General features: G+C 42.6%; 20 protein-coding genes and 3 pseudogenes. 5 read left to right on the top strand and 18 right to left on the bottom strand.

All coding sequences use genetic code 11. The features are described 5' to 3' along the window. Positions 1 to 99 precede the first annotated feature (99 nt). Positions 100 to 420 (top strand): hypothetical protein, encoded by a 321-nt coding sequence (locus tag ACM1ND_RS06645; RefSeq protein WP_023987572.1) that lies wholly within the window; start codon positions 100 to 102, stop codon positions 418 to 420. Positions 421 to 534: 114 nt separating this feature from the next. On the opposite strand, the gene ACM1ND_RS06640 is transcribed toward ACM1ND_RS06645, so the two are convergent. Next, a complete protein-coding gene (locus ACM1ND_RS06640) occupies positions 535 to 909 on the bottom strand; it encodes a PH domain-containing protein (RefSeq protein ID WP_023987571.1) in 375 nt (124 codons plus the stop codon). A gap of 371 nt (positions 910 to 1,280) precedes the next feature. On the opposite strand from ACM1ND_RS06640, the gene ACM1ND_RS06635 reads away from it, so the two are divergent. Continuing rightward, on the top strand, positions 1,281 to 2,069 hold the full coding sequence (locus ACM1ND_RS06635) for a polysaccharide deacetylase family protein (RefSeq protein WP_023987570.1): 789 nt from the start codon (positions 1,281 to 1,283) through the stop codon (positions 2,067 to 2,069). Between the two features lie 238 nt (positions 2,070 to 2,307). On the opposite strand, the gene ACM1ND_RS06630 is transcribed toward ACM1ND_RS06635, so the two are convergent. The 3 genes from ACM1ND_RS06630 to ACM1ND_RS06620 form a co-directional block, all read right to left on the bottom strand. Next, a complete protein-coding gene (locus tag ACM1ND_RS06630) occupies positions 2,308 to 3,636 on the bottom strand; it encodes a prolyl oligopeptidase family serine peptidase (protein WP_076294988.1) in 1,329 nt (442 codons plus the stop codon). 100 nt (positions 3,637 to 3,736) lie between these two features. Further along, positions 3,737 to 4,495 (bottom strand): helix-turn-helix domain-containing protein, encoded by a 759-nt coding sequence (locus ACM1ND_RS06625; protein ID WP_418027346.1) that lies wholly within the window; start codon positions 4,493 to 4,495, stop codon positions 3,737 to 3,739. Positions 4,496 to 5,676: 1,181 nt separating this feature from the next. Further along, complete coding sequence (locus ACM1ND_RS06620; protein ID WP_418027344.1) at positions 5,677 to 6,621, bottom strand: MBL fold metallo-hydrolase; 945 nt, start codon at positions 6,619 to 6,621, stop codon at positions 5,677 to 5,679. A 229-nt stretch (positions 6,622 to 6,850) separates the two neighbouring features. Here ACM1ND_RS06620 and ACM1ND_RS06615 point away from each other — a divergent pair, with 229 nt between their 5' ends. Next, complete coding sequence (locus ACM1ND_RS06615) at positions 6,851 to 7,258, top strand: MerR family transcriptional regulator (RefSeq protein ID WP_023987566.1); 408 nt, start codon at positions 6,851 to 6,853, stop codon at positions 7,256 to 7,258. A 763-nt stretch (positions 7,259 to 8,021) separates the two neighbouring features. On the opposite strand, the gene ACM1ND_RS06610 is transcribed toward ACM1ND_RS06615, so the two are convergent. The 7 genes and pseudogenes from ACM1ND_RS06610 to ACM1ND_RS06580 all read right to left on the bottom strand — a co-directional run. Further along, entirely contained in the window at positions 8,022 to 8,444 is a 423-nt protein-coding gene (locus tag ACM1ND_RS06610; RefSeq protein ID WP_372239070.1) for a hypothetical protein, read from the bottom strand. 73 nt (positions 8,445 to 8,517) lie between these two features. Continuing rightward, positions 8,518 to 8,721, bottom strand: a pseudogene (locus tag ACM1ND_RS06605) (hypothetical protein). A gap of 176 nt (positions 8,722 to 8,897) precedes the next feature. Further along, positions 8,898 to 10,313 (bottom strand): helix-turn-helix transcriptional regulator, encoded by a 1,416-nt coding sequence (locus tag ACM1ND_RS06600; protein WP_076294992.1) that lies wholly within the window; start codon positions 10,311 to 10,313, stop codon positions 8,898 to 8,900. 473 nt (positions 10,314 to 10,786) lie between these two features. Next, the gene (locus ACM1ND_RS06595) at positions 10,787 to 11,605 is read right to left on the bottom strand and encodes a hypothetical protein (protein ID WP_256704466.1); all 819 of its coding nucleotides are present in this window, start codon (positions 11,603 to 11,605) and stop codon (positions 10,787 to 10,789) included. Positions 11,606 to 11,825: 220 nt separating this feature from the next. Beyond that, entirely contained in the window at positions 11,826 to 12,326 is a 501-nt protein-coding gene (locus tag ACM1ND_RS06590; RefSeq protein WP_076294993.1) for a hypothetical protein, read from the bottom strand. A 145-nt stretch (positions 12,327 to 12,471) separates the two neighbouring features. Then, positions 12,472 to 12,690: a hypothetical protein gene (locus ACM1ND_RS06585; protein WP_076294994.1), complete on the bottom strand. Its 219-nt coding sequence runs from the start codon at positions 12,688 to 12,690 to the stop codon at positions 12,472 to 12,474. Between the two features lie 137 nt (positions 12,691 to 12,827). Then, a pseudogene (locus ACM1ND_RS06580) lies at positions 12,828 to 13,064 on the bottom strand (DNA methyltransferase); the annotation flags it as partial. A 345-nt stretch (positions 13,065 to 13,409) separates the two neighbouring features. Here ACM1ND_RS06580 and ACM1ND_RS06575 point away from each other — a divergent pair. Beyond that, a pseudogene (locus tag ACM1ND_RS06575) lies at positions 13,410 to 14,611 on the top strand (tyrosine-type recombinase/integrase). A 97-nt stretch (positions 14,612 to 14,708) separates the two neighbouring features. Here ACM1ND_RS06575 and groL read toward each other — a convergent pair. The 7 genes from groL to ACM1ND_RS06540 all read right to left on the bottom strand — a co-directional run bounded on the left by groL (position 14,709) and on the right by ACM1ND_RS06540 (position 20,063). Beyond that, complete coding sequence (groL, locus tag ACM1ND_RS06570; RefSeq protein WP_013309215.1) at positions 14,709 to 16,337, bottom strand: chaperonin GroEL; 1,629 nt, start codon at positions 16,335 to 16,337, stop codon at positions 14,709 to 14,711. Positions 16,338 to 16,410: 73 nt separating this feature from the next. Further along, positions 16,411 to 16,692 (bottom strand): co-chaperone GroES, encoded by a 282-nt coding sequence (gene groES, locus ACM1ND_RS06565; RefSeq protein ID WP_007429271.1) that lies wholly within the window; start codon positions 16,690 to 16,692, stop codon positions 16,411 to 16,413. A gap of 360 nt (positions 16,693 to 17,052) precedes the next feature. Further along, positions 17,053 to 17,820, bottom strand: a complete 768-nt coding sequence (gene tatC, locus ACM1ND_RS06560) for a twin-arginine translocase subunit TatC (RefSeq protein WP_023987474.1) — start codon at positions 17,818 to 17,820, stop codon at positions 17,053 to 17,055. Positions 17,821 to 17,931: 111 nt separating this feature from the next. Then, positions 17,932 to 18,183: a twin-arginine translocase TatA/TatE family subunit gene (locus tag ACM1ND_RS06555; RefSeq protein WP_013309213.1), complete on the bottom strand. Its 252-nt coding sequence runs from the start codon at positions 18,181 to 18,183 to the stop codon at positions 17,932 to 17,934. A gap of 103 nt (positions 18,184 to 18,286) precedes the next feature. Next, positions 18,287 to 18,769, bottom strand: coding sequence for a MogA/MoaB family molybdenum cofactor biosynthesis protein (locus ACM1ND_RS06550; RefSeq protein WP_013309212.1), 483 nt, complete (start codon positions 18,767 to 18,769; stop codon positions 18,287 to 18,289). 113 nt (positions 18,770 to 18,882) lie between these two features. Next, positions 18,883 to 19,371: a cyclic pyranopterin monophosphate synthase MoaC gene (gene moaC / locus ACM1ND_RS06545; protein ID WP_254347723.1), complete on the bottom strand. Its 489-nt coding sequence runs from the start codon at positions 19,369 to 19,371 to the stop codon at positions 18,883 to 18,885. Positions 19,372 to 19,409: 38 nt separating this feature from the next. Beyond that, complete coding sequence (locus ACM1ND_RS06540) at positions 19,410 to 20,063, bottom strand: 5-formyltetrahydrofolate cyclo-ligase (protein ID WP_418028017.1); 654 nt, start codon at positions 20,061 to 20,063, stop codon at positions 19,410 to 19,412. A 270-nt stretch (positions 20,064 to 20,333) separates the two neighbouring features. Here ACM1ND_RS06540 and ACM1ND_RS06535 point away from each other — a divergent pair, with 270 nt between their 5' ends. Continuing rightward, complete coding sequence (locus tag ACM1ND_RS06535; protein WP_418028015.1) at positions 20,334 to 22,298, top strand: ABC-F family ATP-binding cassette domain-containing protein; 1,965 nt, start codon at positions 20,334 to 20,336, stop codon at positions 22,296 to 22,298. Positions 22,299 to 22,803: the final 505 nt, after the last annotated feature.

Raw genomic sequence — 22,803 nt, 5'->3', positions numbered from 1 at the left:
TTTTTTCTTTTTGTAAAAGCAACTCTCTATAGGTATGAGCACAAAGACATAGACTCCTGCATACGATGCATCATTACATGGTATGGAGGTTAGAGGCGAATGCCGTACAACACCGTCAGTCCGCAAACTTTATATCAAGCTAGACCGGAGTTACAGGCCGAACTCAAAAATATCCGCGATCATTTGCATTATCAATTAAGCCCCTACATGAATCACACGGTCAGGGTCCAAACGATGGATCATCAAGTATATGAAGGAACGATTGTGCACATCGATGCGGATCATTTGTATCTGAGAGTCCCTCAGCAATATCACTCACCCTTCTCAGGCACCACAACCCCTGATCGCTCCTATGCCTACAACAATGTCATTCTGCCGCTGGTATTATATAATTTATTGGTTATAACCCTATTGAGTTAGCGCTCGATCCATATCTCTCTCTAATTAAAAGACAAAAAAACCTCCAAATTCTGTAAGGAGCCTTCTTGGCACATTACGAAGTTGGAGGTTTTAGTTATTTGTTTTCCATAATCATTAGTTCTCACAAGAGATACCTGCTTCTTGCTCTAGTACAGCTACAAAGCCCTCTATACAATCTCCACTCGGCAGGTGGGTGAACACCTCGTTCACACCCTGATTGATCAGCGTGATGTTCCCCCTAGAATCCGACAAATCCTTATCTAGCTTAGCCAGTGAAATATGGTGATAATTGATGAACTTGACCCAAGGAGTACCCATAGTGCAGGAATAAAAGATGATTCGTTCGGACGTCACTGCCAGCATTCCATGAAGCGATATCTTCTGGGAGCTCTGTTTCAAATCATACGTACACCCCATATATGATCGGATGTGTTCGCCCGCTTCTAACGTCAGACTAATAGCTCGCAACTCTTTTTCATTTGTTTTCATCCCGTCTCATCTCCTGTTCGAAGTTCAGGAACGAGTCGCAGCTCCTTGACCTCAGATCAGCTTTTGCGGCTTGTCCCGTCGACCTCTTCATTTTTCGTTAGATTAAGACTCTCACGAACTGGACAATGACCTACCTCAACTGCACATTGAAACCAAGGATGGATATGTACAACTTATCATGGGTACAGGATGTTATCAACAAGCAAGCTATCACTCTTTTTGAGCATAACTCCGTAATCTGCGCCTTGCTGAAGAAGCAATTAGATCTAATTTTAAGTGATTGGAATGGATGAATTTCAGAAACGAGGAATGGTATATGCTTCTTCTTGGCAAGCTAATGTGAGAATACGTTAGAACGGAGAAGAAGCCTTATGAAATATAACCGTTTGCTGTGCGCTGGAATCGCTGTTTCTTTACTGTGTATCAGCTCTTGCCCCACTCCATCTACCAATGCACAAGCCACATCATACGCCTCCCCTGCTCCTACAAAGGGAAGGGCCTATTACGAAGAACGGGGCGACATTGTATGGGAAGTTCCTACCCATCGTAAGCTTATCGCTCTCACATTCGATGACGGACCTGACGAAAGCAACACGCCTGCCATTTTGGATTTGCTTAAAGAATATGATGCTAAAGCGACCTTTTTTGTCGTCGGCAGTCGTGTCGAAAAGCTGCCTCACCTTGTCAAACGGGAACGAGAAGAAGGGCATGAAGTTGGCAACCATACCTTTCTTCACTCATCCTTTCAGTACATTTCCCGCAACAAAGCTCTGTCCGAATTGGATCAAGCTCAGGCGAGCATCGTTCAGGCAACTGGTACGGGAACCCATCTTTTTAGGCCACCCGGCGGCTCCTATACCGATTCGCTGGTTAAGCTCTCCAAGGAGAAAGGGCTGAAAATTATTTTATGGTCCTGGCATCAGGACACCTTAGATTGGCGAAAACCTGGTGTGCATCGCATCGCTAATAAAGTCCTTCGCAACGCCCGTAACGGCGACATTGTCCTCATGCACGATTATGTACATCAAAGTACACAAACCGTTGAAGCCTTGAAAATTATTCTACCCGAGCTCAAGAAGAGAGGATACACCTTCGTTACGGTATCCGAATTACTCTCTAATCGGGAAAAACCGGATGGGCTGATTGAAGTGAATAAGTGAAAGAGAACAATTAAACTCCGTCAATTATTTGTTGACGGAGTTTTATACATGAGGATTTTGCGAAAACCCAATAAGGAACTGATAATGCCGAGCGATAACGTGTTGTTAACGAATGACTCAGAGAATGTACGGTAAGGCTGGCTTCCCAAAAGCATAATCTATTTTTCAATAGTTTTTCATTGAACTTTAAAGAAGCCTATTACATCATATTGCTATTTTCATTTGCTAGCTATACCTTTCAGTCCAACGTTTTGGAGGCTAGCCATTGCATCATGGTTGTTTTCTTTCCGTCAATCACCTTCGATACTTCGTTGTTATACACGTAAATCCAGGACCAGTGGCCGTTGTATTCATACGGTGTTTGGTCGCTCTTCTTGTACAAACCAGAGGTATCCACTACGTTATCAAATAACGACATATGAACATCCTTTGCTCCGGCATTCACTAAACGGTTGTAGGTCGGAATCGCATAATCGTTGGGCGGTACTACGGTGTCGGTTTTGGCAGCCACAAACCAGATCGGCAGGTTCTTCATTTCGTTTATTTGTTCATCGGAAATAAGGCTGTCCTTTAAGGCTTCACAGGCCACCACAGCTGCTGCAAAATAATCTTTATAATCACGGATCATCAGCATAGTCATGTAACCACCGTTGGAGTCTCCGCCAATATAGATTCGATCTGTATCAATGTCTTTGTTTTTGGCCACGTACTCCTTAATTAAGGACATCAATGCTTGCTCGTACTTGGAGGTTCCGTCCCCAAAGCCTGTAAAGCCATCCATCCAGTAGGTTGGGGTCTGAGGTGCCAACACATAAGCCCCGCCAAAATAGGATTGGATATCCTTAGAAGCAAAATTCGCTGCTTTATTTCCGGAAATCGGAATCGTCGGATCGGTACCTCCCTCACCCATACCGTGCAGCCAGATCACTAGAGGGTTTTTCACTTTGTCTTGTGCCGGTGCGTAGTCCACATACGTTAAAGTAACACCGTCAAAAGTAGCTTTGCCAGTTGTATATTGATCAACCAGCTTCCGTATCTCTCCTGCGGAAGTATCAATCTTCAAGCCGGAAATCGTTCCTGATTTGGTTTTAATAGCTTTTTGCTGCGTGATCGTGTATTTGTTATCATTCCATGCATTAAACCCGGAGCCTGCCGCATCATAATGAATAGCGGAGCTTAGTGTTAAGGCCGGGCCGATTTCCATTTCCAATACAACGTAGCTTCCGGTTTTATTTACAGGGTTGCCACTTTTGTCCGATACATAGGCCTTGGTGACTTTCCGGTTGCCTTCCTCAAAAATAGGATTTACCAGCCTGCTATCGCTTCTTTCTACATGCACCTTAAATGTATCCTTGGTGATCGCATCTTTAGGTACCGGCTTTCCCAGGTTAACAATGATCTTCGTAATGGTTGCTCCCCAATCCTTAACCTCCGCAACCGTCCGGTACGAGGTGGGCTGTATCTTTACATCCTTGGCCCATGCACCGGAATTGAAAGCAAGGGTCGTACCGATAGCTAAAGTGAATAACATAGTTGTTTTAGCAGCCTTTTGAAACCGTTTAAACATGATGTCTTACCTCCCGGGTCCATTAATAAAACGCTTACATTATTTATTTTAATGATTTTTTTATTTGTATCCTGTCTTTTATTAGCCTAATTCAGGTCAATTACTGACTCCTTGCTCCAGAATACCCCTTGTTCTCTTTTCGATATTGATGCGGTGTTGCCTGATAAACCTTTTTAAATACCCTGGCAAAAGACTTCTCATTCGGAAATCCGTGCTCCAGCGCAATTTGTATAATGGAATGATCCGTATTCATAAGAACACGATAAGATCTCTCCAGACGGATGGCATTGATATATTGAAATAAGGTCATCCCTACATGCTTCACAAAAAACCGGGACAAATATTCGGGAGACAACCCAAAAACCTGAGCTATCGAATCCAAGGATAAGCTTTGATCGTAATTCTTTTTGATATAATCGGTTATCAACGTCAGCCGCTCCAAATATTTATCGGAGTTAAAGCCACGGATAGATTCATGATCCATTTTAAAATGCATTAATAACAGATACACCAGTTTATAAGATAATGACGTTAAATGGATATGCGCTAAAGGGTCATTATGCCGGTTGAGATAAGCCACAAATAAGGTGTTTAACAAATCACGCAGCTCCGCAAAATGCAGTAATCTCTGCTCGTTAGTTTCAAAAATGGATACGCAGTCAAATGAAATCGGGTCACTGCCGTTAACATTTGCTCTAATAAATTCAGAAGGAATCAGAACCGTTATAGCCTCTCTCCCTTTTCCCTTAGCTACAGAAAAGGAATGAATGGCATTCGAATTAATGAGCACAATATCTCCTTCTTTGGAGCTATAACTCGCGCCATCGATGTAGATATGGTCGATTCTTCCTGAAAGCACATAGGATATTTCGATGCTGTCGTGCCAATGCCCAGGTATGTACGCTGGTTCATTTGAGGAATGAACTAAAATTTTTCACGGAAAATGATTGTCTGCCTGGACCAGCTCATATTTGTATTCCAAGTTTGTCGCTCCTCTCAGATGTGAACATATAAATAGAAGAAAATGGCTTCAGCAGAGTGCCGAAACCACTTGTATTTAACCTTCCTCTCTCTATAAACAAAAAAACCTAAGATAACAAAATACATAAGATCCTTGGATCTTAACATTTTGTTCCTTAGGTTTTGCCCGCGTAACAGTAACAATCCTAGAGCTATTCATTTAATTAAGCTAAGTATATAGCGGGTTGAAATACATGTCAACGCTTTCATTTTAAATGTAATGAACCGAAAAACCCTTATAGATCATGTGTAAATCTATATAACACTGCATTTTGGATCATTAAAAAGGCTGATTATGAGAGAGTCCATAATCAGCCTTTTGTTTTACGCTATGTGGTCAAACAGGGCGTCTAATCATAGAAGCCCTTGATGCATAAGTTTTTTTCAAACCTATTACATCATGCCGCCCATCTTTGATTGATTCTCGCAGAGGAACGTCGTAAAACTTATCATCTATTGTATAGCTTGTTTGGGCTTATCTTCAGAAAGTTTTATTCATCTACATCCGCCCTCATTCGCCGGAATTGTGATTTTTCATGTGATTTTTTGTGATTCAAATAACCATGTTGCCCCCCACATAATTCATTCTAATCAACAACTTCCTTACAATTGTATAATGGGGTATACAAAGTAGCAATGATATTTCTGAGAATTTAATTTTCTAAAATATCTCACCTTCTCTTGGCCGCATAGGTATGCTCTATCCCGCTCCCAACTCTCCAGAATGACGATATCTCGTAGTGTAGACTTATCCGGCCCATAATATAGTTATTTTGCTCAAAAGCAAGCAACTAACTTTTAAGCTTTCTGTACACCTCCGCGTCTTTATCTCCAGATCTAACATATTACGGCAATCTGCTGAAAAGTTGTAGACTGAACGGCGATGTTAAGCTAACGTGGCAGGTTAACCTAACAAGCAGACTGCCAATTACGTTTGAAAATACCCAAACGTGCTGCCGGGTTGACATTCAGAACTGGCCTTGTGAATCTGGTGGAGTTAAAGGGAGTGCTAGTTGTGTCTCATCTATTATTTTGAACAAGCATTGTATCGAAGAGCCAGCGAAAATTCCATCTGAAATACTGAGCTAGATGCCAATCTTCATAGCCATTTAATACACCTTCATTTAACCAGTAAGACTCTGGTTTTCCGCTCGTCGCAGCTTCAGACACATAAGCGATCGTTTTTTCTAAAAAGCGAATGACATCTAGGATTTTATCTGGAGTGGACACATCTCCATGCCCGGGAATGACAGTATCTACCTTCAGATCTCTTTGAATGCGTCTAAGGATGCGTATCCAAGCGTATGGATTACCGTATGGCATGACCGGAATCGTCTTGTTGGTTATTAAATCACCAGCAATCAAGGTTCGTTCTTCAGGCACGTAAATAACGGCATCGCTTAAAGAATGGCCGCCTCCGTAGGATAAAACTTCGACAGTGCGTTTTGCTCCTTTTATAACTAGTTTATCGTCAAAAGTTATCGTAGGTATCACCCTACGAAGGGAAGGGATAGCATCATACAGGGCTCTCTGCACGGAAAGATCATAGCCGATTTCGGTTAACATGTGCGGATTTTTTTCTTGTGAACGTACTTGATGTAGGCTATTTATTAACTTCTGAATGTTTTGTTGCATTAGATCAATATTCACTTTACCCATTTCAGATAGCAAATCTCTTGTCCAAACGGTAGATATAAAATCACTTTCCATGAATTCCTGATTGCCGTTGACATGATCTCCATGGAAATGAGTATTGATCACATATTTAATTGGTTTATTCGTTAATTGTTCTGCGGTTTGACGTAACAAAGCACCAGAATGCGGTAGGTTGGTTGTGTCCACAACAACGGTCAAATCCCCAATGTCAATAATTGCCGCATTCCCCAGCGAACCACTACCAGGTACCGAAATAGCACCCCAGATACCTTCCGCTGCTTGTTGAATCGTGAAATATTTGTTGTTCATTGTTTATGCCTCCATCAAAATAAGTTTGACACCATTTCCTTTTATCTTTAGTTTTTTTATGTTTCATGTATATCAATTAGCAACTTTAGCTTACAAGTTAGAGTCAACTAGAAATCAAGCACAAATTTTTGAAATGAAGTTAGAGGTGCAAATATCGACTTCGAGTTGACTTAAAGATGTATAATAGTTTTAAATTTTGGTTTAGAAAAAAGGAGTGACATAAAAAACAATGCTTACTATAAGTCAAGTATCAGAAAGAACGGGGCTAACTCCTTATACGATTCGCTATTATGAAAAAATTGGAGTGCTACAGGAACCAAATCGAAGAAATGGAAGGACACGCATTTATACCGAAAGTGAGGTTTCATATATACAATGTTTAATTAGATTAAAAAAATTGGGATTGTCGCTTGAGGAGATTACGGAATTTACTCGTGACGGATGTGTACTGGATAAAATTCAAAAAGGGGAAGAAGTTGCTAATTTTACTCCTGCCTTACACATACGGATAGAAATTCTTGAAAAGCATCTGGTGGAACTGGAATCCAAGCGGCAGGAACTTGAGTGCATGATTTCCCTTGCCAACGAGAAGATAGCCCTGTACCAAAAACTTACGAAAGACGATATAGTAATGTAGAAGACCTGGTTCACCACCAGCATATACGATGGCAACAGAATTGATTGAACTAACGGGAAACGTTAGTTCAATGAAATAGCGATAGTCTAGGGCTTTATTTTCCCGTCCTAGGCTACCATTGTTTCTTTTGTTGTAGTTATCAAAACTTTATTTTCATCGAACATTTAAAAAGTGGATTCATAGCACCTTGAATGTCCGTCTGAAACAATTTCTTTAATCAAAAAGCTCTGCCGACCAATTAAGGTTTGCAGAGCTTTTTGATTACTCGACTATTTATTTTTTCTGAATATGAACATCCCAATAAGTGCAACAACTATTATAGCGGGAATTCGCCATGGATTCGGTAGAAATTTTGTTAACCATAGGGCAGCGAATACTGTAGCTATTGTCAAATAGCCTAAGCGTTCAGATGGTTCAAATTTCTTTTTATTGAAGAACACATTCAAATAGCCTATCGGTGGAGTTATGAGGATCATTAAAATTATGACCATTGGTCTTAAATACCACTTTCTTTTCATTCTTCCTCCGTCATTAATCGTTGTTAATCACAGTTATTAAAGGAATATAGCTCGATAGCTCTAGCAATAATATCAGCTAACCATCCCGACACCTAATTCTTCATATCTACTCTAAATTCAAACTGATCAATGAAAAAAGCTCTCCCGACCAATTAAGGGGATTAATTCACTTGCTGGCTTGAACAAACACATAATTAACCTTCCTCACCAAATGGCTTGAAGGACAAGTTGTATAGCAGGGTAATTTAGAGGTTTCCAGGCTGTGAATCAGCTATTCCCCATGTTTCCCCATTAACTTTATAATCACTGCCTCTCCACTGAAGTGTGTAGTTTCCAGAACGCAAACCGTTGGTGATACCTTCATCAGTACTTTTCCAAATAACTGTGTCATGAGGAGCAATTACTAATGCTTCAATATATAGTTTGTTTGAACCGTTATGAGTTAAACTTACTTTTACTGGATGATTAGAGTGATTTTTCATACGAAGTTTAACATGCCCCCATCCCTTAGGGACATCAAAGGACTCTCCTACAGTTGCGCCTCCGCTCGATCTTTGATTAATTATGATGTTTTCGCTAGTTTTACTTGTTGAAGCTGAAGTAGCCCCTACCGTAATCGCCATGCTTAAAGACAAAACCGAGAACAGAAATATTCTTTTCTTCATCATTTTCCCCTTCTATTTTTTGATATGGTCTACCTTAAAGAGACTACCGTCTACAATCTGGTAGGTCCTTTCATACCTACTCTAATTCAAACTGATTCCGCATATAGTACGCTCCGGCAATCTTAATCGTATCGGGCGAAAACTTTTCTACTGTCCCTCCATAGTCTACAACCGATACCACGTCTTCTCCCAATGACTGAACAACGTATACTCTTACCTAGCTTAATGCAGCTGCAAATAGTTCGATATCTGAGTTTAACACTTTATATGTATGGTTCATGCTGATCACCTCGATAATTCATTCGGTGAACGGTGTGGTAATTCCCTCAATAAAAAATCCCCACCCACCAGTTAAGGTTAGCGGGGATTTGCACTGCTTACGTTTAAGCGCCCCCATGCTGTACTTGAGGCCGTATATCATGCGAGTGAACGGGTACAGTAACGATAAATAAAAAGCTAGCCGCGATGATCAACAGTACCATTTTTTTTAACATTGTTCATCCACACCTTTTCAATGAGATTTAAAAATGCTGCTTTGGTTTCAGGAACTGCATGCTCCCGAAAATGTAAAAACAGCCCCATACAATTTATGAAGTAAGTCTCATTATTTAGTGTATGATAACTTACCATTGAATACATCAAATGTTTAAAACCATCATCGTAAAAGCTTCGATGTAAATAATAATGAGCTAACTCGTAACCACACCACGCAAAATAGTCTGGTACCACTTGTTGAGTATACATATCACTTGATGAGTGTTGCGATAATGATACCATGTCCGCTTCAAAGCGTTTAATTATATTACTAACATCGATATCATATCGGTTAGCCGCTATCATAATATTCAGCAGTTGGATGACCCTGTCTTCCTGAGTTGTATCCTCCGCCGTATCAATATATTCAACATAATCTTGTAGCACCTTTGTATCTCCGGATAAAAGCTTATTCACAATAACATTAGCTTTTGCCCAGTGCTTAAACAAGCCAATCCAGTGTTGGGTATCTTCATCTGTTTCTTTAACCCAATCTAAATTAGCATAGGCGTATGTATATTGTAGAGCTTGTTGATAATCGCCTTGGGCTTCATAGACACTTGCACACAGCAGGTCAGCATAGGAAATGTATACAAACAAAGGACGAGTCAGCTTCTTAGTAGATTCATTACATTCTCGACTCTTGTGTTCATGTTTCAAATTATATTGAATTTCCGCTTTAGTCCTCATTATTTTTGCTACTTCCTCTACCTTGTCCCATTTACGCAAAGACCTGTACACGTTAGCCAAATCCTTCAGCGCGTCAAGCTGTTCTATTTCATCCAGACGTTCCACGAAGGGTTCAAATAGCGTTGCTGCCTTGAGATTCCGACTTTGATCGTCTCCAACTTGAATCATGAATATACGATATTGACAGACTGCCAAACGCTCAGAATGTTGATATTTCTCCGCTTCAGCCACACCCTCATAGAGCAGTAGCGCAGCCTCATGTCGTCCCTGCGCCAACAATTCTTCTGCAATTTCAAATAGCTTGGGTGAATATAGCAGATTGTCCATGATAGCTCCCACCACTCGACGAATCGCATCCAGCTTGTCCAACTCCGCACAGCGAAACAAAAATGGCTCGATTCGCCTCATATTCGGGGGATGGTCGATAATGTAGTTTTCTATAAACAGATCGTAAAAATCCCCTTCTGGTAAATCCATAGCCTCAGTGATTAGGTCAAGCTGGTTAACAGACATTGACTTATTCCCTGTCACAACAGCACTTACTATTCCCCTATTCATGCCTGCAAGTTGTCCAAATTGCGCTATGCTCAAACCCTTTTGTTGTAAGTATCTATCTAATTCTGCTCGAATCGTAGGTGTATGCTTCATGCCATAGCCACCCTTCGCATAAAAATCCCATAATTTTATATTCATTTACTATTTTTGTCCAGCAATTAACCAGTTGTCAATATCTTTTTTTGCGAATTATGTAGAAATACTGCGTTTGTCATAAGAGCACTCCTGTAAACAAAAAACACCCCACTGGCTTTAGCCAGCAGGGTGGGATTACAAACAGATTTTCAAAATTGAGCACAACCGGCTTACCCTTCCATTGCTCCAGCAGCTTCCACGTCACCTCGGGCGTTTTGTAGGTGACTGTTTGCTTGCTATCCGTCTCCCAAATTTTCTCTCCCAATAGCGCGGAAGGATAGTAGAAAAAGAAACCCGTTTCACTTTCGAGATGGGTTTCCCTGTGCGCTCATGTCCAGTTATGACGGTAAAGGTTTCAACTTCATTGCCTCCGGTTATTTGATCTCTGCCGGGTCGATAGGAAAAGTAAGGCGGATTCCCAGAAATTATATTTAAAAATTCGTATTAGTACTAGTCCGAACTCCGAGCTTTCCAGACATGGAACCAGAACCGCTACTTAAACTAACATAAAATTTCCCTGTGGACCATACCTTGCTTTTATTTAATATTTCATCGAATGTTTTACCAGGTTTTACTGTTCCACTGTACTCTTCCGCACCAGATGCACTTCCCTGATTCACAGTAAAAGTTATAGTAGTGTCCCCTGTGTTTCTCAAGTACAATCTTACATATCCATATCCTCCTTTAACGTCAAAATCAGCAGAATCATTAAATCCAGCTACTGGACGATCAACAATTTGTCCATCAGTAGCTTGTGGAGTAATGACATGGTCACCAGTAGTTGTTTTACTAGCATCTTGGGTCGCCGTAGTGGATGTATCTGCTGAATCATTTCCTGATACACCCCATGTTGTGACATGCACAATGTCGCCGTTAGCTCTCCATTGTATTTCATAATTTCCGGAGCGCAGCCCTTGTGAAAAAGAATTTACACTATCCCAGAACAATTTTTTATGAGCACCAATAGTCTTAACAATATATTGTTTTCCACTGTCTGTATGCACCAGACTAAAGGTAATGGTTGAACCACCTCTATTTTTGGCAAAAATTTTAAGATGCCCGTATCCCGGATCTAATACAAAACGTGATACTGGGTCCTTTTTGTCGAAAATGTCCTCAAAAACATCTCTTGATTTTTGAGGAGTTATGACTTGGTCACTAATAGTTGATTTACCAGCATTTTTGGTCGCAATACTAGATGTATTTGCAGAATCAGACGCATCTGAACTTGCACAGATCACACTCGGCACAACAACAGCCCCCAACAAACTAATAGATAAGGCTGATGAAAAAATTTTTTTTTTTCTTTTTCACCAATATCATTTCTCCTTTGAGTTATAAACGAAGCAAGGAAAGCTTCAAACCGAATGGCCTGAAGCTTTCCTTGCTTCGTTGCAGTATAAGAAACTTCTCCAATCAAGCGAGCTACCAGTTAGCTTTTCTTATACAAAACTTTATAGCTTGGTTTAATTAAAGTTCATCTGGGTTAGTGGCTGATATAGCCCATGCTGAGGCGTCTACATAAGCTCCGCCGGCACGCCACTGTATTTCATATTTACCTGAGCGCAATCCGCTTGAAAACCCATCCGTGCTATACCAATTAAATGTATCACCAGCACCCACATACTTGGTAAAATAATCTTTCCCACTGTCGACATGCTTTAAGGTAAAAGTGAGCGTAGCTTTGGTGTTGTTTCTTACACGAATCTTAACATGACCATATCCAGGATCTATGGAGAACTCTGTTAATGGCGACTTGCCGTCAAGGTTCACATTAAAAAGATCTTTTGTTCTAAAAAGACTTATATCATGATTGCCAGGTGTTTTCACCTCATCGTGGGTCGCGTACGTCGATGTATTTGCGGAATTAGTTGCAGCATCTGAATCCGCAAAGATCGCACTGGGTACAGCAATAGCTCCTCCTAGCAAACCTAAAGATAAGGCTGACGCAATTAAATGTTTCTTCTTCATAATACTTCTATTCCTCCTTAATATATTAAACTACCACCTCATTCTACTAAAAGATTCCATGTTTCTAATTTCTTTTACAATAAAATCTTAATGTTGTTTAATAAATCCATATTTATGCATTAACTAACAAGATTATTATATGCTTTTACAACTCATCCTTTTGAAGCTTTATATCCAGCTCAATTAGACGATCCAAGTCCTGGACCGTCTGCATTTTTATATTTCCAGCTTGCAGGTCTTTGACCCACTGAGCTATGCCAGCCTTAACAATCTTCCGGTACTGCGCCTTGCTTTCAAGGATACCTTCTATGATTTCAATCTCGCGTTGTAATGCTGTGTTGTATTGTTCGTCTGCTGTTCCCATTGTCGTATCCCTCGGCTTTCCTATATACTGGAATGCGAGATAGCGGATGTCTGCAAAATGCCACGCGTGGCGGGCCGCTATCTCAGCCGGGGGATACCCTGGATTGGGGGGAGGACGTTAGCGCGTCCTCCTTTTTCCTATGCTACGGGTTTAGCCCGATGCAACAGGACTGGTTCAATACCAGTACTCTCCAGGAATCGTTTTTTAATTACATCGCAGAAGATCGGGTCCAGTTCCAATGTCCGGCATGTCCGGTCCATCTGCTCACATGTCATAAGCATGGAGCCGCTGCCGCCAAAGAAATCGACAACCTCGTCACCACGCTGGCTGCTATTCTTAATTGGAATGGCCAATAGATCAAGAGGCTTATGACTTTTCGAATGTAATGGGCATTGTGACTATTCTTACAAATCAGAATTTAACTCGAGGCGAGGTAGTAGACATCAATTCAGGTTTGATAAGTTCTCTTTCTAATAAAACTTCCGAAAACGAGAAGAAAATTACAAAGAATAATATTGAGTATAAAATTATGATAACCAAGTACGGAATTATTTTTAGAGCAAGCAGAGCTGAGTAATTCTAAATATAAGGAAAATTCTCAAACGTTTGGAATTTTTGTACAATAAAATTAGTTCAAATCATTCACAGCTAAAGCCCTTCTGGGCTTTTCTTTTCACTATTAAAGCGAACATTTGTACCTATATAAGGAGATAGAATGTATGGCATCCTTCACTAAAATTAAAGCAAACAACAAACAGGGCTATAAGTGGATTTGTACAGTAGACGGCCTACCTAAGCCTGTAACTGGTAAGAGAAATCAGATTGCACGTCGAGGTGATACTAAAAAGCAAGCTGAGGAGCGGGTACAGAAAGTCTTAGATGCCCAAAAAAATCATGGAATAGATACAAAAAAAATCAAGAAGCTAACGTTCGAACAGGTAGCCTGGGATTGGTTAAAAACTTATTCCAAGAGCAAAGTAAAGAAAAACACCGTGAGAGTTAGAGAAAAAGAGATTAAGATCCTACTAAGATATATTGCTAAGGTCATAATAGACAAATTTACACATAAACAGTATCAGAATATCTTAAACGATTTAGATGATAAAGAATATGCTAGGACAACCATTGAGGGCGTACATGTAACTGCAAATATGATTATGAAATATGCAATAAAAAACAAAATGAGATTGGATAATCCATGTTCGGGTGCAATTATTCCGGCGAAAATGCTGACGGTAGAGGCATTGAAAATAGTACAATCGAGGATGGTTACTTAGAAAAACATGAGCTGGCTGAATTTTTAAATGCAGTGAAAGAACACGGTTTACCTTGTGACATTGAAATCTTTCACTTGCTTGCCTTTTCAGGGATGCGATCTGGGGAACTCTGTGCTTTAAAAGATACGGATTTTAACTTTGAGTTAAATGAGTTACGAATAACCAAAACACTTTACAATCCTGATAATAACATGCGTAAATACACTCTAACTCCACCCAAATCTACAGGATCTATTCGTAAATTTAATGTAATTGATATTGTTATGAATTTGCTTCAAGAACACATTGTTAAACAGCGAACGCTCAGACTTGAATACAAAAAATTATTTACTGACTATCATGAAAACAACTTTGTTTTTGCTCACAAGAATGGCTACCCGCTCATTCAGAAAAATATATTAATCCGAATGGAACGCATTCTCAAGAAGACCTCCATTACAAAGAAAGCAACTCCTCACATTTTTCGGCACACCCATATATCAATGCTGACTGAAGCTGAAGTCGATCTCAAAACAATCATGAAGAGAGTTGGCCATGATGACGCAAAAACTACACTTAAAATCTACACACACGTCACAGAAAAAATGAAGAAAGATGCCAATGAAAAGATTAAAAATCACTTTTCCGACATCCTTCAAATCTGACTCCGTGCAGAGAATGTGATTTTTATGTGATTTTATAGAAAAGGGCTCCCTCTCGGGAGCCTTTTAAATAGCGGTATTACAGGGTTTTTCAAACCTATTACATCATTCCACCCATACCACCCATGCCGCCCATGTCAGGCATTGCAGCCTTTTCTGGTTCTGGCTTGTCAGCGATAACCGCTTCGGTAGTCAGGAACATTGCTGCTACGGAAGCAGCGTTTTGCAATGCATAGCGAGTTACTTTTGCAGGGTCAACGATACCAGCGTCGATCATGTTTACCCAGTCGCCAGTAGCTGCGTTAAAGCCTACGCCAACTTCTTCGCGTTTCAGACGCTCAACGATTACAGAGCCTTCTTCACCTGCATTAGCAGCGATGGTGCGGATTGGAGCTTCCAGAGCGCGCAACACGATGTTCACGCCTGTTTGCTCGTCGCCTTGCAGTTCAACAGCTGCAACTGCTTTGTATACGTTCAGGAGCGCTACACCACCACCGGATACGATACCTTCTTCAACCGCAGCACGGGTTGCGTTCAGGGCATCTTCGATGCGCAGTTTGCGTTCTTTCAATTCTGTTTCAGTTGCCGCACCGACTTTGATGACTGCTACGCCGCCGGACAATTTAGCCAGACGCTCTTGCAGTTTCTCTTTGTCGAACTCAGAAGTGGTTTCTTCCAGTTGCGTACGGATTTGGCTAACACGAGCATCGATGTCGGCTTTGTTTCCAGCACCGTCAACCACAATCGTATTTTCTTTTGTGATACGCACTTGACGTGCTGTACCCAGTTGGTCTACGGAAGCTGTTTTCAGGTCTAGACCCAGTTCTTCCGTGATCACTTGACCGCCTGTCAGGGCAGCGATATCTTGCAGCATTGCTTTACGACGGTCACCAAAGCCTGGAGCTTTAACAGCTACAGCGTTGAATGTACCACGCAGTTTGTTGACAACGAGCATAGCCAGCGCTTCGCCTTCGATGTCTTCAGCGATCAGAACGAGTGGCTTGCCTTGTTGTACGATTTTTTCAAGCAATGGCAGGATTTCTTGTGTGTTTGTGATTTTTTTGTCTGTGATCAGGATATATGGATTGTCCAGTACAGCTTCCATTTTGTCCGTATCTGTAATCATGTACGGGGAAATGTAGCCACGGTCAAATTGCATACCTTCAACCACTTCCAACTCTGTTGCAAAACCGCGGGATTCTTCAACCGTGATTACACCGTCTTTGCCCACTTTTTCCATAGCTTCAGCGATCAGTTCGCCTACTTCGTCATCAGCAGCGGAAATACCAGCTACTTGAGCAATGGATTGTTTGCTTTCGATTGGTTTGGAGATGGCTTGCAGTTCAGCAACAGCTGCTTTAACCGCTTTGTCAATCCCTTTACGGATACCGATTGGGCTTGCGCCCGCAGTTACGTTTTTCAGGCCTTCTGTGATGAGGGCTTGAGCCAAAACAGTAGCAGTAGTCGTACCATCACCAGCTACATCGTTCGTTTTGGTTGCTACTTCTTTAACCAGTTGAGCGCCCATGTTTTCAAACGCATCTTCCAGCTCGATTTCTTTTGCAATCGTTACACCGTCATTGGTGATGAGCGGGCTACCGAATTTTTTCTCCAGTACAACGTTACGGCCTTTCGGTCCGAGTGTTACTTTAACAGCATTAGCCAATGCGTCAACCCCGCGCAGCATAGAGCGACGAGCGTCTTCACTAAATTTAATATCTTTAGCCATTTGTGATAAACCTCCCTATGGATTATGAATGATTTGTTTCAATTCCTATATTCAGGTCTTGTCCGGGTTCCGGTTAACCGATGATCGCGTGAATATCGCTTTCTTTCATAATCAAATATTCTTTACCTTCATATTTGATTTCCGTTCCAGCGTATTTAGAGAAAATGACACGGTCGCCTTCTTTTACTTCCAGAGGAATACGGGCACCGTCTTTCAATGCGCCTGCGCCAACCGCGATAATTTTGCCTTCTTGCGGCTTTTCCTTGGCAGAGTCAGGAAGTACGATCCCGAAGGAAGTCGTTGTCTCTTGCTCAATTGCTTCCACCAATACGCGTTCACCCAAAGGTTTGATCATGAAAAAATAGCCTCCTTATTAAGTGTTTTATCCTGTAATTTGGTTGTTATGTTGTATGTATTAGCACTCGACAGTCGTCAGTGCTAACAACCAACTTTATGATACTCAACTTGAGATTGAATTTCAAGTCCCTAATGTATTTTTTATGGGAATTTTTATGGACAGCCCTTCTCGATTATTTCCATCTGACTTAAAAATAACCGCTGACCCAAGGCTAATGCTTATTTTTAGGGCAGCTAAGCTGCTGCTGTTCATACTCTGTAAATAGTTATGATATACAAATGCTATTCATCATGTGCAAGTTGCCATGTAGCGCGGACCCGAATAAATTGTTTACTGAGCCATTCAGGTCCTGCCTTTTTATTCCGAAGCTACACGCAACTGGGCCTCACGTTCCTCCTGCGCACGCAGCTGCCTGCGGTACACGACCGAAGATAAATACACGCTCACTTCATATAGCACCAGCAACGGAATCGCCACCAAAAAATCGGAAATAAAGTCCGGCGGGGTAATGACAACCGCGACGAACACAAGCAGAAAATAAGAAATCTTCCGCCATTTGCGAAGCCGCATTGGTGTTATAACATGAATCCCCGTCAGAAACATGATAAGCAGTGGGAGCTCAAACAACAGCGCTACAGGCAGTACAATATTAAACATAAAGGTGAAATATTGTGCGATCCCGTACGTTTCCTGTAATCCCATACTTTTGGTGACAGACGATGTAAACTGAATCGCCATTGGGAAAATAATGAAATAAGCAAAAGCTGCCCCAATGATGAACAAAAGCAGCACATAAGGCACATACCGCAAAGTCGCACTCCGTTCTTGCGGTCTTAAGCCCGGGCTGACAAACTTCCACAGTTGGTAGCAGGCAAACGGTAGCGCCACCGCAATCCCGATGATCATGGCGATCTTCATGTAGATACCAATCCCGTCCCAAAAGGAAAACGCGTTTAACTGAAAAGCTTGCGCCGAACCGGAGCGAATAAGCCAGTCATAGACAGAACCCGCCGCGAACAGACCACCAGCCAGTGCCAATACAAATACAATTAGCACATAAATAATTCTGCGGCGAAGCTCTCCCAGATGTTCCATTAACGGCATTTCATGCTCTGATGGGGTCAAGTCCATTCCTCCTTTCTGAACGGAACGCAGCAGCGCCTCCTAAAAAATAAAGCCCTTCACTGAAGAAGAGGCTCTTGTTTATTGTACAAGCATCAAGAATTATAACTAAATCTATGACAAGCGTTTATCCTCAGGCTGAGGTTGAACTTCTGAAGACGTCGTTTGTGATGCTTTGACCACACTATCTTTGCTGTCTTTACGCTCAGTCCGTTCATCTTCTGATAAAATATCGCGTGCCCCGTTTTTAAACTCACGGAATGTACGCCCTACAGCTCGACCCAGCTCAGGCAGCTTGTTCGGACCAAATAACAGCAGCGCCAGAATAATCAACAAAATATAACCCGGTGCTCCAATATTGGGCATGTGTAGTAATCCTCCTTATGATGACGGACAAAATAAGAATCTTTGCCCGTATACGGCCTTATAAATTCTTATAGGTATCATACCACACACGATGTGCTGCCTTCTACCGGAACTGGCCTGTCACCATAAGCAACGCTTCTGGAAGTTGGTCCATTATCGCCGCCAAATTTTCATGCACACCTTTGGGCGTTCCTGGCAAATTGACGATCAGTGTACGTCCGCGTATTCCCACGATTCCACGGAATAGCATAGCCGCTGGATTTTTCTGCATCACGATCATTCTCATGGCTTCCGCCATGCCTGGCACTTCCCGTTCCACAACCCGCCTAGTCGCCTCGGGTGTCACATCACGGATCGCCAGCTCAGTTCCGCCCGTAGTTAGTACCAGGTCTGCATGAAAATAATCGGTCATTTCGATTAAAGCTGCAATAATTTCATCCGGTTCATCGGGAACGATCCGGTATTCCACAATCTCTCCGCCCAGTTCTTCTTCGATGAGTTCCCGGATGACCTGTGCGCTTGTATCCTCACGCTCTCCCCTTGCCCCTTTATCACTGGCTGTTAGGATCGCCGTTTTCCACACCATAAGATCACCCTTCTCCTATCATGAAAGAATACTTTCTCTCCTGAAAATCAGAAACAGCCACGCTGCATCCTCCATCACATCACAGTACCCTCTCGGCGACAATGTTGTCTATGTCAAGGTTCCCGGTGGTCCTCCCTTTGAAAATCCCCATGCTTGCCACCTGTTTTGGATTGCAGCATGGTAGGGCCGATGATCATATCTTTTTGCAGCGCCTTGCACATATCATACACGGTTAACGCTGCGGCTGAAGCCGCTGTCAAAGCTTCCATTTCTACACCTGTCTTACCTTCGGTCTTCACTTCAACTTCAATATGAAGCACATCATGTTCATTATCGGAAAAAGTAATGTTCACGCCTGTCAGGGCCAGTGGATGACACATCGGTATCCAGTCTGACGTTTTTTTCGCACCTTGAATCCCTGCGACCTGGGCCACAGCAAGAACATCACCCTTGCCGATTCTTCCTTCTTTTACAGCCGTCAATGTAGCCGGATTCATCGTAATCTGAGTCACGGCAACTGCTGTACGAATCGTAGACGTTTTACCCGAAATATCCACCATCCGAGCCCGTCCCTGTTCGTTAAAATGAGTAAAGGAATCCACGACTCCCTCACAGCTCCTTTCACATACCCAACTTTACTTCATTCATCATTTGTCAATTTTGCATAATCACAATCTAAGCGTCCATCCAGAGTAAACAGCACGTCCACTCGCAAATCCCTTGGCTCCATAGGCACCTGTGTCAGCAATTGTCCCGGCAGCAGCAGCGAGACATAAAGCGGACCTACGTGACTGTTGTTACGCTTCTCTGCCTCTGCCTGTACGGTAAAGCGGTCATAATAGCCTCCGCCGTAGCCGATCCTGCCCCCACGACGATCAAAGGCCAAGCCAGGCACAACAACCCAGTCAATTCCCGCCCACATTTCAGGCGACCATTCCTTGCATGTCAAAGCAGGCTCAGGGATGTTCCAGATACCGGGTACAATATCTCCGTACTGATCCATCTCCCTCAGCTCCATAGTCCAGGTTACCGGATCCACTCTTGGGGCCAGGACACGATCTCCCTGTGACCAGCAATGCTCAATGAGGGGGGTCGTCGAAATCTCGCTGCCAAAAGAGAGATAACTAAATAATGTTAGCTTATCTCCGTTTCTGTCTATTCTAAGCTGCTCCCATGCCTCGATTGCATGCCGACAGGCCACAGCCGATGCCTTCTGCCTTGTCAGCGGGTCCATGGAGTCACGCGCTTCCCGTTGCTGCAAACGCAGCGCGTTCTTCACATCACAGACATCCATCACATCCGCCCTCCCGCACAATCGTCGATAATCTTTAAAACGTTGCTATTGTCCCATTTGTCAGTAAGTGTTGTACGTTGCAAGTTTTTTTCATTCTTTTTCACTTCTCGTTTAAGTTTATCATTGTTTATACAAATTGACTACACGCGGCTCAAGGGTTTACAGGGTGAAAGCAGTGCAATAGTGGGTAATTTCATGTAAACTGGAAGGAAGGTACCTGCGAAGAAAGCAGGTAGAACTGTGCAAAATGTAATGGAGGAACGATACGCTATGCTATTGCAAGTAACCGGAATTACTAAATCCTATGGAATTGAGCCCGTTCTGGACGGGATTAACCTTCAAATATTGGAACGTGAACGTATTGGACTCGTAGGTGTGAACGGTGCAGGCAAATCGACCCTGCTCAAAATCATTGCTGGTGAAATATCCTATGACAGTGGACAAATTTTCAAGGCGAAGGAGACCAGCATCGGTTATCTGGCGCAAAACAGCGGCTTGAATTCTGATCGTTCTATCTGGGGGGAAATGATGCTGGTGTTCACTCCCCTGATTGAAGCGGAACGGGAACTGCGGCAAATGGAACAGGACATCGCTGACCTGGCCAATGCTCAAAACGAAAAACGCTACGCAGATCTGCTGGAACGCTATGCACGTCGTTCAGACTGGTTCAAGGATCACGGTGGTTATGAAATGGAGACCCGTATTCGCAGCGTGCTGCACGGCATGGGCTTTGGTTCATTTGCACCTGAGACGCCTGTAGCTACTCTGAGCGGAGGACAGAAAACCCGGCTTGCGCTAGCGCGCATCCTACTGCTCGCCCCAGATGTCCTTATGCTCGATGAGCCTACCAACTATCTGGATATTCAAACACTGACCTGGTTGGAGGACTATTTGCGCGGCTACTCCGGTTCTCTGCTGGTTGTATCACATGACCGTTATTTTCTGGACCGACTGGTAACGACGATTATTGAAATCGAACGCCATCGTTCTACCCGATATACAGGCAACTACAGCCGCTACATGGAGTTGAAGGCTGCCGAGTACGAAACGAACCTGAAACATTACGAAAAGCAGCAAGGAGAAATTGCCCGTTTAGAAGCATTCGTACAACGTAATATCGTACGGGCTTCCACGACCAAACGCGCTCAAAGTCGGCGCAAGCAGTTAGATAAAATGGAGCGTATGGATCGGCCCATGGGAGACTTGAAAAAGGCTCATTTTTCCTTTGACACAGCCCATATGTCAGGTAAGGAAGTGCTGGAGGTACGTGACCTCTCTGTGGGGTATGAAGGTAAAAAGCCTTTATTCCAGCACGCATCGTTCGACTTAAAACGTGGAGATACCGTGGCACTGATTGGTCCGAACGGGATCGGAAAATCGACGTTGCTCAAATGTCTGACCGGATCACTTAAACCTGCTGCTGGCTCCATCCACTGGGGCACAAAAATCAAAATCGGCCTGTATGACCAGGAGCAGACGAACCTGAACCCCGCCAATACCGTACTGGAGGAGTTGTGGAGCGAATACCCTCATATGGAAGAAGCACGTATTCGTACAGTGCTGGGTAATTTCCTGTTTAGCGGTGACGATGTACTGAAAAAAGTAGCTGCATTAAGCGGAGGGGAAAAAGCCCGCGTTTCTCTGGCCAAGCTCATGCTGCGCGAAGCCAACGTATTAATTCTAGATGAGCCTACCAACCATCTGGATTTGTTTAGCAAGGAAGTGCTGGAAGCAGCTTTGATGGACTATGACGGTACACTGTTGTTCATTTCCCATGACCGTTATTTCCTGAACAAAATGGCGGAACGTGTCATCGAGCTGCATCCTGAAGGGATAGAACATTTCCTGGGGAATTATGATGACTATGTAGCCAAAAAGCAGGAGTTAGAGGAAATTGCGCTGGAAGCTCTGGAGGCAAATCAGGCCACACGCGGCAAAACATCGGCTGCCTCTGCATCCGTGACAGACGAGACCACGTCCAAATCACGCGCCGCCACCTATGCGGCGGACAAACAAGCCAAAAGCGAGGAACGCAGCCGTCAACGCAAGCTGGAGGCATTGGAAAACCAGATTAAAACGCTGGAAGAACAAATTTTAGGGCTGGAGGAACAAATGACCCTGCCTGAGATCTATCAGGATTACACAGCGCTTCAGAATATTCAGGCACAACTCGACACCCATAAACAGGAATTGACTGAAACCTATACCGCTTGGGAAGAGCTGTTAGAAGAATAAACACTACTGCATAAAATCTTAGCCTTAAAAAATTCACATTCTCCTCTTTTGTATTTTTGTACACAAGATTATCCACAGCTTATGTGTATGAATGAGATTGAAAAATGGCCTTTTGGGCCATTTTTTTATTGATAAAAAGCCGTTTTCAAATGAAAACCAAATTTATCCACCCTTTTATCCACATTATCCACAGATTTCACAAGAACTAAAGGTGTTACATATCCCCCAACTTGCTATCTCCAAAAAGTCTTATCCTGCTTGCTTCGGGCTCGGTTGTCCACATTCGAAGCGGTATATGTGGATAACTTTGTTCACAACTTGACAAATCACATCATTATTCGGGCAGTATCAAAATTCCAGATTTTTTTGATGAATCATGAAAAATCGTGAACAATTGTGACGAATAATGTGAGGGAATGAGATACTGCCATTCATTTGCTCAAACTCCTGTATTTTATCCTCTTGAATTTATATTTTTATGATAGTTATGGAACGGAACAAAAAA

The organism is Paenibacillus sp. JJ1722 (assembly GCF_048282685.1).
In the GTDB taxonomy this organism is placed as follows: Bacteria; Bacillota; Bacilli; order Paenibacillales; family Paenibacillaceae; genus Paenibacillus; species Paenibacillus polymyxa_B.
This window is presented reverse-complemented; position numbering and strand designations above follow the sequence as displayed.

What these genes read in the sequence shown, in the direction of transcription:
- ACM1ND_RS06645 (WP_023987572.1), top strand. Translation starts at nt 100, where the DNA reads ATGCCGTACAACACCGTCAGTCCGCAAACTTTATATCAAGCTAGACCG.
- ACM1ND_RS06640 (WP_023987571.1), bottom strand. Translation starts at nt 909, where the DNA reads ATGAAAACAAATGAAAAAGAGTTGCGAGCTATTAGTCTGACGTTAGAA.
- ACM1ND_RS06635 (WP_023987570.1), top strand. Translation starts at nt 1,281, where the DNA reads ATGAAATATAACCGTTTGCTGTGCGCTGGAATCGCTGTTTCTTTACTG.
- ACM1ND_RS06630 (WP_076294988.1), bottom strand. Translation starts at nt 3,636, where the DNA reads ATGTTTAAACGGTTTCAAAAGGCTGCTAAAACAACTATGTTATTCACT.
- ACM1ND_RS06620 (WP_418027344.1), bottom strand. Translation starts at nt 6,621, where the DNA reads ATGAACAACAAATATTTCACGATTCAACAAGCAGCGGAAGGTATCTGG.
- ACM1ND_RS06615 (WP_023987566.1), top strand. Translation starts at nt 6,851, where the DNA reads ATGCTTACTATAAGTCAAGTATCAGAAAGAACGGGGCTAACTCCTTAT.
- ACM1ND_RS06610 (WP_372239070.1), bottom strand. Translation starts at nt 8,444, where the DNA reads ATGATGAAGAAAAGAATATTTCTGTTCTCGGTTTTGTCTTTAAGCATG.
- ACM1ND_RS06600 (WP_076294992.1), bottom strand. Translation starts at nt 10,313, where the DNA reads ATGAAGCATACACCTACGATTCGAGCAGAATTAGATAGATACTTACAA.
- ACM1ND_RS06590 (WP_076294993.1), bottom strand. Translation starts at nt 12,326, where the DNA reads ATGAAGAAGAAACATTTAATTGCGTCAGCCTTATCTTTAGGTTTGCTA.
- ACM1ND_RS06585 (WP_076294994.1), bottom strand. Translation starts at nt 12,690, where the DNA reads ATGGGAACAGCAGACGAACAATACAACACAGCATTACAACGCGAGATT.
- groL (WP_013309215.1), bottom strand. Translation starts at nt 16,337, where the DNA reads ATGGCTAAAGATATTAAATTTAGTGAAGACGCTCGTCGCTCTATGCTG.
- groES (WP_007429271.1), bottom strand. Translation starts at nt 16,692, where the DNA reads ATGATCAAACCTTTGGGTGAACGCGTATTGGTGGAAGCAATTGAGCAA.
- ACM1ND_RS06555 (WP_013309213.1), bottom strand. Translation starts at nt 18,183, where the DNA reads ATGCCCAATATTGGAGCACCGGGTTATATTTTGTTGATTATTCTGGCG.
- ACM1ND_RS06550 (WP_013309212.1), bottom strand. Translation starts at nt 18,769, where the DNA reads ATGGTGTGGAAAACGGCGATCCTAACAGCCAGTGATAAAGGGGCAAGG.
- ACM1ND_RS06540 (WP_418028017.1), bottom strand. Translation starts at nt 20,063, where the DNA reads ATGGATGTCTGTGATGTGAAGAACGCGCTGCGTTTGCAGCAACGGGAA.
- ACM1ND_RS06535 (WP_418028015.1), top strand. Translation starts at nt 20,334, where the DNA reads ATGCTATTGCAAGTAACCGGAATTACTAAATCCTATGGAATTGAGCCC.